A 14418-nucleotide genomic window follows, 5' to 3' on the forward strand; every position below is an offset into this window, starting at 1 on the left:
AGGGTTAGACCTGCGTCAACATCGGTGCGGTCTTGTCCTGTGGTAAGTGCAATGCTGGAAATCACGCCTGAGTTGTCTGCATCGCTGTCTAGGTTGTCATTTCCACCCACATTGGCGGTTGTGAAGCCTCTACCTGTCGGGGCAATCACTTTGACGGTGTATGTGCCTGCACTGAGATTGTCAAAGAGGTAGTTGCCGTTGCTGTCGGTGTTGATGCTGGCAAGTAGGGTTGTGCCTGTGCTGTCGTAGAGTTGTACGGTGACATTTGCAACGCTTGTTTCGCCTGCATCTTGAATGCCGTCTGCATTGGAGTCTAGCCACACACGGTCGCCAATGCTGCCTGTGCCTGTGTAAACATAGCCCGCATCAACTGTTTGGTTGTTTTGACCCGCCGTTAAGGTGATGGTGTCGCTGATGTTTGTTGGGTTTATATCGCTGTCGGTTGCGTCGTTTCCACTTGCTGAGTCTTTGCCAGTTGGGGTGAGGCTGGCTGAAACACCGCTCACTTGGATTTTGTAATCGCCCGCTGCTAGACCGTTGAAAACGTATTCGCCGTTGCTGCCTGTCAATACCGTCGCTAAGGGGTTGTTGCTGTTGTCTAAGAGGGTGACGGTTGCACCTGCAATACCAATTTCGCCTGCGTCTTGTACGCCGTTGGCGTTGGCATCGATAAAGATGAAATCGCCTATGCTGCCTGTACCGTTGAGGGTTAGACCTGCGTCAACATCGGTGCGGTCTTGTCCTGTGGTAAGTGCAATGCTGGAAATCATGCCTGAGTTGTCTGCATCGCTGTCTAGGTTGTCATCTCCACCCACATTGGCGGTTGTGAAGCCTCTACCTGTCGGGGCAATCACTTTGACGGTGTATGTGCCTGCACTGAGATTGTCAAAGAGGTAGTTGCCACTGCTGTCGGTGTTGATGCTGGCAAGTAGGGTTGTGCCTGTGCTGTCGTAGAGTTGTACGGTGACATTTGCAACGCTTGTTTCGCCTGCATCTTGAATGCCGTCTGCATTGGAGTCTAGCCACACACGGTCGCCAATGCTGCCTGTGCCTGTGTAAACATAGCCCGCATCAACATCGAGTTTATTTTCACCTGAGGCTAGGCTAACCGTGTTGATATTACCTGCGTTGTCTATGTCGCTGTCTAGTGTGTCATCACTCCCTACGTTGGCAGTGGTTGGCACTAAGCTTGCGGGTACATTGCTGATTTGAACCTTGTAGTTACCTGCAACAAGATTATTGAATAGGTATGAACCCGTTGTGTCGGTGGTGGTGGTGGTTAGTAGTACGCCTGCATTGTCAAACAGTTTGACGGTTGCACCGCTAATACCGATTTCACCTGCATCTTGTACGCCGTTGGCGTTGGCATCGATGAAGACGAAATTACCAATACTGCCTGTTCCACTGAATTTTAGGCCTGCATCAATGTCTGTGCGATTGAGGTTTGCAAAGGTGGTGGTGACATTGGTAATGCCTGTTGCGTCAACATCGCTGTCTAGGGTTGTATTACCGCCCGCACTTTGGGTGACAAATCCCATGCTTGCTAGCGGAATAACTTCAACTTTGTAGTTGCCTGCAGCAAGGTTTTCAAAGATGTAGTGACCGCTACTATCGGTTATTTTACTGGTAATCAGTGTGTTGGTGTTGTCGTAAAGATTAACTGTTACCCCTTCTAGGGGGGTGTCACCTGTGCTTTGGACGTTGTCGCCATTATTGTCTAGCCAGACGTAGTCGCCAATACTGCCTGTCCAGCGAATACCTGCATCAATATCTGGATTATTTTCGCCCGCAGTGAGCGTGATTAAGTCGGTTCTGCCTGCACCTGTGTTACCTGTTACGTCGCTGTCGGTGGCTTCAGTAGCGGTTGGTTCGTTGGCGGTTACAAATGCGCTATCTGTGAGTGTTCCTGAGCCTACGCCAGTAAATTCAACGCGATAATCACCTGCAAGGAGGTTGTAAAAACGGTAGTTGCCATTGGTGTCGGTTGTGACGGTTTTGATAATAGTGTTGCTGCTGTCGAGTAGATTGACCGTTAAACCCGCAACACCGGGTTCTCCAGCGTCTTGAATACCGTCTGCGTTGTAATCGCGCCAGACTTTGTCGCCTAGTTGGGCAGGTATTTCAAAGAAGTTGTTGCTGGTGGAGTTGGTACTTGTGCCTTCGGGAATGACTACGTTGATTATGTCATTGGTTGCCGCAGGAATGGTAATTGTCCCACCTGTGCCTATTTTTTCTTGTCCATCGGCATAAGCAACGGGTTGGGTTTCGGTAATGGTGTAACCCGCTGCGTCGCTGGGACGTAAGCCTGTAAATTGGTATTGCCCTGACGTATTGGTTGTTGTGGTCAGGGTTATGGTATTTCCAAGATGGTCTATGCCGTTCAGTGCAATGCTAACGCCTTGAATAGGTGTTTCATCATCATCATTTCCTGCAATATTGTCCGCCCCGTCCGCATCAAAAATGCCATCGTTGTTAATATCGCTGTACACAAAGCCTGAGACGTTGTTGGTGTAAATCGTAACGGTGCTACTGGCGTTGTTCGCATAGTCGTTAAGTACACCACCACTGCCATCTGCGCCATTCCGTTCACCATTGCTAGCACCACTTGCACCGGGTGTGTTTGAACCTGTCGGATTACTGGTTGTGCCTGTATTGGGTAGGCTGGTATAGGTAACGGTTGCTTTGTTGTCAACAACTTGAGCAGGTGTAACACTGCTGGTTAATTTGGCGGTAACGGTAAAAGTGACGGATTCACTGGGGTCTAGGCGGTCAATCGTGTAATTCATGATGTTGCCAGTGCTGGCATCGGTTAGGTTTGCCCCTGTACCGCCAACATTGGGTGTAATACTTTGGATGCTATGCGCACCCGCATCTAAGGCGTTTAGGTCATCTAATACGTTAATATCAAATGCAGCCGCACTGTTATTGCCTGATGAATTATTTGTAACCGTGATGGTGTAGGTGATGGTATCGTCGGCATCGCCCGCTGTCGGTGTTGCGGTTTTGGTAATAGCTATACTGGGTTCAGCAACTCTGACGATAATATTCCCGGAGGTTGCTATAGGTGATTCTGTTCCTGTATTTATCAAACCATTACCATCAATATCTCGATAAACAGCGACTGAGTTGCTAAGACTTGTACCCGCTTGGTTGGCTGTTTCGTTGACAACTAACGCATTAAATTCGATAACAACATATTCATTGTCTGCATCATTGTCACTATTAACCACATCACCTACACGAAAATAGGTATCTGTACCAGAATTGTAGGTATCCACATTGCCATTTGTTGCACTGGAAACCGCAAGATTAATTAAAGCCGTTGTTGGTGTAACTGCACCACTGTTGCCTGTGATACTTGCACCCGTTACAACGGAGGAGGTGATTCCCGTCCCATTTGCTACAAATGCAACGGTTGCCGTTCCATCATTGATAAACTGTAGTCCATTTGGCAGGTTATCACGGATAGTCATCAGGTTTATTGTCCCTTCAGGGATTTGGGTAACGATGCGATAACGGATAATTTCGCCAATGGCAACGCGTTCTGTGCCACTCACAACACCAGTATGTGTTTCGGAGGTACTGACAATCGTTTTGCTCGTTGTTACCGCTGGTGAGGTAAAAACATCGCTATCCGTTGCGGTGTAACTATTAACCCCGCCTGTGCCTGTGCGTTCGCCTGTAGAACTCCCTGCTGTACCAGCGGTTTCTCGTGTGTTGTTATCACCGGAGCCGTTAGGCGTACCGCTACCAGGTAAGCTGGTATAGGTAATTGTTGCGTTATTAGTTACGGTTGTTTCGGGTGGAATGGTGTTTAAAACGGAAGCCGTTATTGTAATGGTGAAGCTGTCATTTTTATTTAAACGGTCAGCGGTGATAGTCAGTGTTTCACCAGATGCATCAGGGAAAGTACCGCCAGTGGGGCTAATGGTGATATTTGGCGACGGTGTTGTGCTGGGTGCGGTTGTGACCGTTGCATTATCAAAACGCAGGTAGCTTGGAATGATGTCTGTCAGGTTGAGGTCAAATGCATCTGCGCCATTAGTATCGTTATCGTTAGTAACCGTTAGTGTGTAGGTCACAACATCGCCTGCATCAGCACTTGCAGAAGATACAACTTTATTGATAGTAACATTGGGTTCTACGACAGTTGCACCAATCGTTGCTGGTGTACCAAGTGGTGTACCACCAATAGTAACCTGTGCGGAGTTGTCTAAAGCAGTTCCACGTGTAATACCCGTCGCATTAGTAACAATTGCGCTGTAGATGATAGTGACGGTTTCATTATTAGTTCCACCTGAACCGTCTGTTTCTTGGTTGTTAATATTTTTCAGGTCAAACGTGACTTTATGGGTAGCGGTATCGTAGCTGACGTGGTTAGTGTCGCCAGCGGAAAAATCGACAAAGTTACCTAATGCTGAACCAATGAGTGCATCTGAAAAAGTAACTCCACTACCACTGGGGTTAGCGTTAGTTATGGCGAGTCTTACTGAGCCGTCTAAGAACACTAGACCATCAGGTAAATCATCAACAATTTTGAAGTCAACTAAGTTGGCTTCCGAGAGGTCAACGGTCAGTTCATAACGAACAATTTCACCAATGGCAAGTTGTACAGTGGTGCTGTCACCGGGATTTTTTGCATCAACCCCTGTATGTGCTTCGGAAGTATCGTTGATTTGCTTACCCGGTTGTGGGGAAGCAATCATCAGAGAATCTTGCGCTGTATTGTGATAATCATCTGGCTGGACTGTGGTTGTGAATGTACCTGTCCGTTCTGTATCTGTTGTGCCTGTAATGTAACTGGATGTATTGCTAACGTTGCCCGCCATGCTGGTGTAGATAACATCAGCAGGCATGGTAATTGTGTCACCGGGCGATAAACTGACATTTACTTTTGCTTGGAAAGTAAAGGTCATGGTTGAACCTGCTGCCATTGATGTTGCGCTGGCTGAAACAGTTCCAGCACTCTCACTGGCGGTTGCACCAACAACTGTTCCCGTTATGGTTGGTGTGGTAACGCTACCCGCAACATAGTTTAATCCTGATGGAATAATATCTTGTACTTGTACGTTATGGGCTGTGGGTTTACTGGCGGTGCTAGTAACCGTAACGGTATAGGTGATGATGTCACCCGCGTCTGCCGTTGTGATTCCACCATCGTTAATTGCAATGGTTACTTCAGGTTCAACAATGGCAACATTTGCTGCTGAAACGGTTAACCCCGTGGCGTTATTCGCCCATGTTGCTTTTGCCGAATTGTTTAGATTGTCCCCTGCATCAGTGCTGTTTGCACCCGTTGTGTTTAATACAACAGCAGTGTATGTAAGGGTGATTTTTTCATCTGTTGCATTGTTTGAGTTGCTATTGGCTATGTTACTGCCAGCCGTATTGAAGAAGGTGACGACTTGCGCACTGCTGTTACCATCACCGGTTACGTTTAATCCTGCATTTAAGCTGGCTAAGGTAATCGGGCTTCCACCTATGGTTAAACTTGCACTGGCTACAACGCTGTCTAAACTCACAAAAGCCAGTCCGGGATCTAGGGTATCCACGATTTTAAAGGTGTTTGTGTTCCCTTCGGGGATGGTGATTTCTACCGTGTATTGAACGGTTTCACCAATGGTTGCTTGTGTATGGTTATTGTTAGTATCATTAACCCCTGTAGTAACAAGGGTTTTAGTAAAGTTATTGGGGGCTGCAATAGTAACAGTGGCGGTATCTGAAGGTTCTTCGCCATTGTACACAAAACTCACCCCCCCTGTTTCTACGCTGGTGTATTGTTCTATTCTTGCGATGTTTGTTTCTACCGAGCTGGCAACCACGGTATTGGTATTACTGGTACCTTCTGCAACAACATCAAAGGTGATGATGGCAATGTTACTGCCATTACTGACTGTTGTTGGATTGAGATAACCACCTGATGGTGCAACGGTATAACCTTGATTAATTGCGCCTTCTGTCGCACCATCGGTTAAGGTAATGGTAAAGTCACCCGTTGTGGCATCAAAACTATCTACGGTAAAGGCAATCGCATTACCCGCACCATCCGTTACCCGTAAATTCGTTGAGGCAAGCGTTGTATTGTCAGGCACGCGGAAACCGACAGGAACAGTATCAGACACTTGCACATTGTAGGCATCTCTCCCGCCAGTATTTTCTACGGTGATAGCAAAGCGCACGGTGTCGCCTGCATCGATGTAGGGGAGAGAGAGATTGCTATCAATTCGGTTTGCACTAAGGTTGCTGCTGTTGATTATCCCTGTAAATGCAGCACCTGTCGTGTCTGTGATGGCATCAGCCGTCACGCCTGTGGGCATTTTTTGGGTGGGACTATAAACCGCGTCAATGTTGTCTGTCGCGATAATCCCTTTGGTGATGGACAATTCTGGATTTACGAGGTAAATCTGTACAATTTCGCTGGTGGCGTTTTGTTTGCCTTCAGTATTGCCTAGCCCTGATTCTGCTTGGTTGGTAAGATATAAACCATCTGAGAAGGGGTCTGCATCGGCTCGAACAGAAATTAAAAGGTCAATCGTTGCATGAACCTGTGCGCCCGCTGTTGGTGTATCGGCTTTTGCGTCAAAATCACCAAAGTAAATTTTTAAACTGTTATTGGCTAAATCGGCACTGACTATAGGATTAATTGCCGTTGCATCATAAACATCAACAACGGTATTTAAATTATGTAGAGGGCCAAAACTGACAGTACCCGCAGCGGGCGCAGAGCCTGAATAAGCACTAACACTCGTGACGCTTGTAAAGGCATTGAGGGTTGGTAAGGGCAAATAGTCGGTTAAATAGAAATTTTCTGCATCAGCCGTTGGTAATTCAACTTTTAAGCGGTAAGTAACAATATCACCCGGTTGTAAAATGGTGGGATTGGTGACTGCAGCAGTATTACCATTGATGGCATAAATGGTTTTTTGGACATCAATATCGGCAATAGTCAATCCATCCGAGCTGTTATCGTCTTCTGTCCCAATCACTGTACCCGAGCTATTAACAATATTCCCTTTAATGGCAACGTCGTTAAACAAGCGGTCGCCTGTGTCAACGCTGTCATCTGATGTATAACCGGGGGCATTTTGTAAATCAGTAAAATCTTCTTGTATCAGGGTGTAATAAGTGATTACGCCGCGTGTGCCATTCGGTGTATTTGTCCCATTTGTCCATGGGCTGGCGGCAGAGGCGTAAGGATCAGCACTACTGATACGATTGCCTTCTAAAATGCCATCCACGCCTTGCGAAACCAGTTCGGCAGAAACATTAAACGTTAGTAAGGTTGCATCATATAAGGGAACATTGCTGAAATAGCTACCGTCATATCCTGTTGGTGCGGTAGATGGGTCAAACGTGAGGGTAAAGTTTGTTGCTGTTTGCGTGCTTGTATTAAACCCTGAAAACGCAGTGGTTGCTAAAACGCTATCCGCATCGCCTAAAATTTGTAATGTTGGTGCATACGAACTATTAGGCGTGTAAAGTCGTTGTCCATCTGAAAATAAGTCTTGAATAACAACATTATTAAAATCAAAGTAGTCAGAAATTTGGAATGTTAGGGTATATTTAACCACGCTACCCGGTAGGGTTAGTGCTTGGTTAGCCGTCGCAGTGATATTTTCTACAATTTCATGGCTTTTCTGGATTGCAATTGAACGGTCAATAAGGGTGCTATCGTCGTCTTCGTCATCTGTTGGTGTTCCATCATTTGCATCGTTTATTGTCCCATCAGTCACAACTTGGTCAGTGATGTCAATCCCGCTTTGATTGGTGTAAGTACCAGAAACTTGTGATTCATTAACGGAAGTTGTTTCATTTCCTGTTGTGGGATTGAGAATAACGCCTTTGTTGGCATCATTTTCAGGGACAATATTGTAATAAGTAATGACAATTTCATTCGTCGCCGTCGTGCCTGTAACGGTCGTATTTTCAAATAAATAATTATTGTTACCACTGGCCGCAGTATTGGGATGTCCTGTGGTGGGTGCATCTGTTGTGACGACGGTGCCGGGGTTCACCTCTATATGATAATTTGCTAAATTAAGATGTTGTAAATTTTCAGGTAGGAAATCCATAATATCCATTGCTGTCACAGTCGCGCCATTAGCAACATTAACAGTCAACGTATATTGAACGGGGAAATTCTCCCCTGTAGCACTCTCTCCCTCAGTCGCATTGGATACTTTGGTAATGGTGATAACTTTAGGCGTAATTGCCGCAGAATGAGAAGTCTCGCGGGTTACACCTGTTATATTCGGACTGTCCGCAACAGGGTTTTTAAACTCGTCTTGTCCAAAGCTAAAACCACTGGTTGCACTAACATTCAGCGGGGTATTAAAAACCGCACCCGATAAGGGGTCTAATATGGCGGTAAATTGAAATTCAGCAGTTGGTTGAGTAGGAACAAAGCTACCAAAGGGTAATTCTATGGTGTACCACTGGTCGCCCACTTGTAAACTCGTGTCAAAAGTCGGTAAGGTAACACCACGATCACCATAATAATGTTTAATAACTTGATTACCGCCACCGTCTATCCATTTTGTGCCGTCCCATGTGGCGACTTTCACCATGGTTAAATCGGCAATAGAATATTTACCAGCTAATAAATTCATTCCTTGCGGAATTTTTAAATCAATATACGGTGCGTAACCTATTCCTGTTCCTGCATTGTCAAAATCAACCGTGAAGGTGAAGTTTTCGTTAATCATCCATTCACTGGGTAAGCCGATAGTAGTGACAGGTGCGGGTGTTCCAGCCAGTAACACGGTTGTATCACTACTAACAACTTGAGTATCGATTTGTCCTGTTTGTTCTTCTAATGTCCAGTTACCGCCTAAATCGTCCCGTCCTGTTTTATCTGTAGAAGCAGCAACATCCGCCCCAGTTAGTTGATGCAATTCTTGCGTAAATTGCACGCCTAATTCACCACTGGCAACATCACAGCCGTAAAGTAGAATATCGGCATCAGCACTTAATGCACCTTGCCATGTTTTGACTAACGTAGCGGCACTGCTATTGGATTGAATATCTTCAAGGGAAAAATGTGCGTTACCTAAGGTTAAAGAACCCGATTCCGCATGGGATAAAATATGAATCCCATCTATGGCGATACCTTTGTCTTTATAAAAGTTTAAAACGTCGGTGATTTGTGAAACACCGTTTTGGTCAGCGGATAAGACAACGACTTCCATTTGTACGGTTTGGGAAGATTGTGCTTTGTAAGCATCAACAATGGCTTGATAGCCAGATACATTGCTGTCAACAAAGGCAATTTCTACACGAACACTTGTATCAGCATCATCTTGTGGCACATCAACACCTGCAATTGGTGTTGTTGTCGTGTCTGCGGCATCGGTATGGGGGGTTGTACTGGTTGTAGATTCAGTATTTAACGGGCTGGTTGCAGAAACAGACGTTGTGTCTGTTACATCGCCACTGTTGGTAGTACTTGATGTATCGGTTAGTTTATCTGTATTAACAGTAACTTGTGTGCCTACACTGTTTGCAGTGCTTGATGCGCCCACATCATCAGTTGGTGTTGTTGCATCAGATGCTGTATCGGTTAGTTTATCTGTATTAACGGTAACTTGTGTGCCTACACTGTTTGCAGTGCTTGATGCACCTACATCATCAGATGGTGTTGTTGCATCGGATGTTGTATTGGTTAATTTACTGGTATCAACCGTAACTTGTGCGCCTGCATTGCTTGTGTTGGTATCACTATCAGTTGTGGTATTGCTGGAATCTGTCGATGATGCTTCGGGTTTAACCGTAGCAGCTTGGCTGGACGACGCATCGGCGGTTAATGTCGCCTTTTCAGTTTGCAACGCATTTGTATTTGCATCAGCAACAGCGGTTGTGTGCAAATTTAAGTCTAATTGGTCGGCAGCAATTGCATCTGTAACCTGTTCTTCAGGCACGTCTAGCGCGACGAGGGGATTAGCACTTAATAATAAACGGTCTTCTAACTTTTCAAAAAGGGTGGTATAGGGTTTTTGCGTCTTTTTCATGGTCGTCTCGCAAGTGATGCCTACGGATTAAATCAGCAGTACATCGACAAGTTGTGTTTATCTAATGTAATCGTCAGTTATTCCCATATTTTTATTTTTGCTAAGTGATAAAGGAAAAAACTGCCCTACCTATCATTATAAATTTACAGAACAATATATAAATATTGTTCGCGGTTCTGTCCCTGCGCATCAGTAAATACGAATGACCAGTATTGTGTATGCACAGTTAGCCCTAACACGGTGGTCTGGTGTACAGGCGTTGAACTGATATCGGGATAAAGCACATAACGTATTAACCCATTTACTTTTATTAAAACTTTGCCATCTTCCGCGATACTAATGGACGCATTTTGTAGATTATCGATGGTTTTAATTGCTTGTTTAAAGGCGGAGATGTCTTGAATAACGGGCGTTGTCACCAATGTTTTTCCGTTTTCCAAGGTAAAACTGATTTGTCCCTCTGCTAAAGCAGTCGCTATTTCTGTTGTCGTTGTATATAACGCTTGTGGTGCGAGCATAAACCGCACACCTTCTAATTCACTTTGTAAAACACCATCACTATTCTTGCTAATACTTAAGCCTGAATTCACAAAGGTAGGCAAAGCATTTAATTCTTCTAAAATATCGGTTGTTACAAGACAACGACTACTATTTGTATCAATGGCTTGCTGTCCATCAAACGTCAATTCTAAGCTAACTGTCTGCTCATTAACCGTATAGCGTTCAAAGTTATATCCCTGTACATCAGTGCTTTGAGCAATAAGTGCAATAGCTTGGTTACAACGCTCTGTTTGTAATACTGATTGTACGGGAAGTGTTACGTCTAAAGACCATGTTTCTCCTGCTTGCCAATGACTATGTGGAATGTAGGGGCTGGCATAGGCAGATAATTGACGTGGCGTTAATGGATTTTTTAGCGAGAAAATCGCAGGATGTGAGCCTATTTCTGCAAATATATCAAATGTGCCAGAAATAAATTCCCCCGCTTGACGGTTCGTAAATTGTAATTTTGCCGTGCGTAAAGTGCCTGTGCTGGGTAAGGGAGGTAAATCAAAATAAAACCCTGCTAAACGATGTGTATTCTCTTGCATAAACACATGCAGACTTGCTGTAATAGTCGTTTTAGGCCCTGATGTTGGTGTGGTTACAACGGGCGTTTCTACAGGTGTTACGGGTTCACTGGTTGGAGGCACTGTTACAACGGGTGTTTCTTCGGCGGGTATTGTTGGTTCACTGGCTGGAGGTTCTGTTACAACAGGTGGTTGTTCGACGACGGGTATTTCTTCGGCAGGAACTTCAATAACAGGCTCACCTTCAGGCGTAGCAGGAACATTTTCACTACTTTCCATTACATCATCAGAAACTTCACTAACCAATTCTGTGGTTTCACCTTCCGCAAAAACAATATTTTCTTGCGATTCATCATACGTTACTGCCCATGTATTATTGATGATTAGGGTAGATAATAAAATAAATAATAGTGATTTATACATAACTCTACCGTAGATGGCAATTTGACAAAAATTTATCATGTTATGATTCTAACTAAGAAACAATGATGCTTAGTGTTTTATCTATAATTAAGCAATAAATATACCGTTAAAAAGCAAGGTGATTCATAGATTATATATATCAATAACAAGTAGTTAATTATAGAATGTCTTTGTATTATGAAGAAACCAAGTTGTGCTACCATGCTTGCAGATGCCTGTAACACATCGTTATATGCTCTTAGTATAACCACTTTTTTTTAAATTTTTATAGAATTTTTCTTTTTATAATCATACTAATTGGTTTGTTTTAGTGTATCAGATAGTTAGTTAATACATTTTTTACTGAAAAGGGATAAATCATGATAAAATCCATACCACTTGGTTTGTTGTTATGTTTCAGCCAATTAGTTGTTGCGGCTGAGTATGAGGGGTTTACAGAATCGGAACACGAAATAGACGTTGCTGCACCTGAAATTGGGGTGTTAGACATCGTAAAAGTGAAAGAAGGCGATAGAGTAAAAACAGGACAAGTATTAGCTGTTTTAGATACAGATGTATTAGTTGCAGCACTAGCCGTTGCAAAAGCTAAAAAAGGCGCGTCTGGACGATTAACGGCTGCCCGTGCCATAGAAAAATTGCGCCGTGACAGATTAGACCGACTCTTACCCCTATTAGCAAAAGGTAATGCACAACAGTCTGAGGTGAGTCAAACACAAATCGAGTTAGAATCCGCTGTTGCAGAAACACAAGCAGCACGAGAAGCCATGCAAATCAGCGAAATGGAATATAAACAGTTAGAGGCACAAATCACACGGCGAACGTTACGCAGTCCTATCAATGGAATTGTGACCGTTGTACATAAGGAAGTTGCTGAATTAGTGGGTGGAAATGATTTTAAAGTCATTACCCTTGTCAGTACTGACCCTTTACAAGCAACCATTAACGTACCAACGACCGACGCGCTTAAATTAAAGACAGCGCAAGCAGTGAATGTAAAATTCCCACAGTTGGATATCCCCCCTGCACAAGGGAAAATCACTTATATTTCACCGATTACTGATGCCAGCACCGACACGGTAAAAGTTATTGTACAAATGGCAAACCCTGACGGAAAACTGCGAATAGGCGTGAAATGTCTGGTTGAGGCTAATTTATAATCAGTGAGTTACTTGATATAGTGAGTGTGAATCCCTTCGCACTTACTGCCAATTTATGACAACATACCCAACTTCCCCGCCCAATCGGCTGTTTTTACCTGATTTTTGTAGCGTAAAAAGTGTTTTTTTTGGCATTATCCTCACCGAATTACTTGCTTTCGTGCTGGTTTTAGCCCCTTTAAGTAAAATTGGATTTGGCTGGGGATATGCACTACGCAATATTTTTAATGACCTCGCGCTTGTTTCCCTATTTATGCAATGGATAACCTTGTGTAGCATGGCTATGCTTTGTTTATTAAAAGATTTTTTATCCAAATTGGGAAGTAATAAAATTGTAGGGATTGTGAGTTATTTTATTATTCTCATTATTTCACTGCTCGTTAGTGAAACCGCTTGGTTTATTGAAGAAAGTTTAAGCCAAATATTAGGGCAAATGCTTAATCCGCAACATTATTGGCTTATGTTACAAATTTTTGCCATTATTGCCGTTATCGACAGCACGATGCTGGGCTATTTTTTCTATAAAAAAATCGGACGTAAAGCAATCCTCGTATTAATCTACGCAAGCATATTACTTGCAGCACTTATCCTAAGTGAACTGATTGCCTTTCTCTTAACCCCTTTTCCCCTACGCTATATTGCCGAACAACACCTGTTATTTTTACTCAGAAACTTAGCTATTAGTGCGATTATCAGCGCGATAGCCCTACGCTATCTGTATATCCAATATAATTTTCAACAAGAAAGTAATACCAATGCACATGCACATATTCAAGCACTACAATCACGAATTCGACCCCACTTTTTATTCAATAGCATGAATACCATAGCAAGTCTTATTCGTTTTCAACCCAAAGAAGCTGAACAAGCGGTTGAAGATTTTGCGGAATTATTTAGAGTCGCGCTATCAGATGCAAGCCAACGTGTCGCGTTAGAAGATGAGTTAGAACTGTGTGAGCAATACCTACGCATAGAAACCCTGCGATTAGGTGACAGATTGCGGGTTGAGTGGCGACTAAACAATGTCCCAGAAGATGCCTTGATTCCTTCCCTAACGCTACAGCCACTCTTAGAAAACGCGGTTTATTATGGGATTCAACCCGCTTTAGAAGGGGGAACAATTGTTATAACGGGTTTATTTGATGGGACACATATTCGCTTAGACATAGAAAGCCCCTTATTAACCTCGCCTAAAACCCATCAGGGCAATGGAATTGGACAAGAAAATATTCAACGCCGTTTAACTTTTTACTACGGTTCACAAGCCAAACTAACCCGCCGTGCAGAACAAGGAAAATATTGCATTAGCCTGCGCTTTCCTTATGAAAAAGAAACATAAAAAAATCGCCCCCAACAGACTGCAGGGGGCGATTATCAAATCTTAGATTTTTTAATGCTTTATCTTCAAAAAAACGACACCATTAAATTATACCGTTACCTGCACTTCCGCAGTATCATTTTTACCCAAATTATCTTTCCAAGATAACTTGATAGTGTCGCCTTCCTTAATATTTTTAAGATTAAACGCACAATACGGATTTTGCGAAATACCCGCGCTCCAAATGGCACTCATCACCACACTGCCATTATGCTCGCATGTCAACTCCTCAATAAAATGTGCAGGAATCAACTCGCCCGTATCACGATCTTTACGTGAACCTGTTTCCATAGGATGACTAATTAGGGCTTTAACTTCCGTTACACCCTCTTTTAACTTAGCTTGTACACGAATACTAGACATTTTTAATTATTCCCCTTCAC

5 protein-coding genes (1 of these 5 cut by a window edge) are annotated in these 14418 nt (G+C 43.7%); 2 read left to right on the forward strand and 3 right to left on the reverse strand.

Annotated elements, in window-relative coordinates:
* A protein-coding gene (locus tag AL038_RS09610; protein WP_062152269.1) for an SdrD B-like domain-containing protein crosses the window boundary here: on the reverse strand, positions 1-10007 show its start. Its footprint begins 17626 nt before the window's first position; 10007 of the gene's 27633 nt are visible here — the first part of the coding sequence; it begins with the start codon at positions 10005-10007; the stop codon falls past the left edge of the window.
* A 143-nt stretch (positions 10008-10150) separates the two neighbouring features.
* Positions 10151-11500 carry a hypothetical protein gene (locus AL038_RS09615; RefSeq protein ID WP_062152271.1) on the reverse strand — a complete coding sequence of 450 codons (1350 nt, stop codon included), beginning with the start codon at positions 11498-11500 and terminating at the stop codon, positions 10151-10153.
* Positions 11501-11859: 359 nt separating this feature from the next.
* Between AL038_RS09615 and AL038_RS09620 the strand changes: the two genes are divergently transcribed.
* Both AL038_RS09620 and AL038_RS09625 read left to right on the forward strand, forming a co-directional pair.
* Entirely contained in the window at positions 11860-12657 is a 798-nt protein-coding gene (locus tag AL038_RS09620; RefSeq protein ID WP_062152273.1) for an efflux RND transporter periplasmic adaptor subunit, read from the forward strand.
* 55 nt (positions 12658-12712) lie between these two features.
* The gene (locus AL038_RS09625; protein WP_062152275.1) at positions 12713-13996 is read left to right on the forward strand and encodes a sensor histidine kinase; all 1284 of its coding nucleotides are present in this window, start codon (positions 12713-12715) and stop codon (positions 13994-13996) included.
* 87 nt (positions 13997-14083) lie between these two features.
* Here AL038_RS09625 and soxZ read toward each other — a convergent pair whose 3' ends face one another.
* Positions 14084-14398: a thiosulfate oxidation carrier complex protein SoxZ gene (gene soxZ, locus AL038_RS09630; protein WP_062152277.1), complete on the reverse strand. Its 315-nt coding sequence runs from the start codon at positions 14396-14398 to the stop codon at positions 14084-14086.
* Positions 14399-14418 lie beyond the last annotated feature (20 nt).

Origin of the sequence: Beggiatoa leptomitoformis (genome assembly GCF_001305575.3) — a bacterium.
Classification (GTDB): domain Bacteria; phylum Pseudomonadota; class Gammaproteobacteria; order Beggiatoales; family Beggiatoaceae; genus Beggiatoa; species Beggiatoa leptomitoformis.